Source organism: Nitrosomonas supralitoralis (assembly GCF_003011925.2).
Classification (GTDB): domain Bacteria; phylum Pseudomonadota; class Gammaproteobacteria; order Burkholderiales; family Nitrosomonadaceae; genus Nitrosomonas; species Nitrosomonas supralitoralis.
On record NZ_PXXU01000168.1, the window covers coordinates 1 to 889 of the forward strand.

2 protein-coding genes are annotated in these 889 nt (G+C 47.1%); both read right to left on the bottom strand.

The window, feature by feature from the left end:
• Positions 1-302, bottom strand: a 302-nt coding sequence (locus C7H79_RS17235; RefSeq protein ID WP_147383669.1) for a hypothetical protein, incomplete at its 3' end; no start/stop codon positions are given.
• The coding region (locus C7H79_RS18210) for a hypothetical protein (protein WP_197714681.1) at positions 302-889 on the bottom strand (588 nt) is incomplete at its 5' end. The genes C7H79_RS18210 and C7H79_RS17235, both read right to left, overlap by 1 nt.

Sequence of the window (889 nt, forward strand, 5' to 3'; positions counted from 1 at the left end):
AGGAAATGAAAACCCCTCCCATTCTTTCTTCGTGACTTCCAGGCTTTGTATAGATACCGGGTTGCGGTTTCTTCGTTAATCCCATCGATCAGAGCAAGTCCGTCCACGTTAACCAGTTTTCGGATTAAATCCATGGAACCCAACTGACCATTACCGAGAACGTTTGCATCGAAAGCTGTTGAGGCCATCATTTTTTCAAACAGATCGATAAAAAGGTTGCGCAAATCGTTTTCAACGCCATCAGCAACAAAGCTGTTCTTGAGCGGTTTTAAACTGGGCAACTTGGCGTTTTTAAAGTCCATCAGTTGCCCCACGCTGGCGGCAGCACATTAACGGCTGTCACCGTGACTGTCAGACTGTCAGTAGATACAAATCTCCATAATTCCGGCCTGTATTCACCCTCATATTCGGTGATACTTACCGTGATATCAGCGTTTGCATCCGACAAAGCCGGTATTTTTTCCCTTAGCAGCGAGTAAACTCTTTTATACAATGGCTTGACAGTGCCGCGCCGCGATCCTGGCTGTGTTTCGCCGTATTCAGCCAAGATTGTTTCGATAATCTTCGACCGAACATCGCTTGCAACATAGGCTGCAGATATCGTGGCCGTTATTGTCATCGGTATCTTTGAGCGAACCGGCGTCATGAATTTAACCCGGTAACTATCGTCGGCGCTAAGAATAACGCTACGGATACCTTTCTGAGTGACGGTCAAATTACCCTCGGCAATAAACGTCGGAGTGACCGGCGATTGGGGATTGGGCTCTTCAAGAAAACTCTCGGTACCATCGGCAGACACGCACGCCACAAAAAGAGTGTTGATGTTGTCAACATTGGCGCCACGAATGATTTCTTCGGTAGATTCATTCCAGACTGACAGGAATTTGGT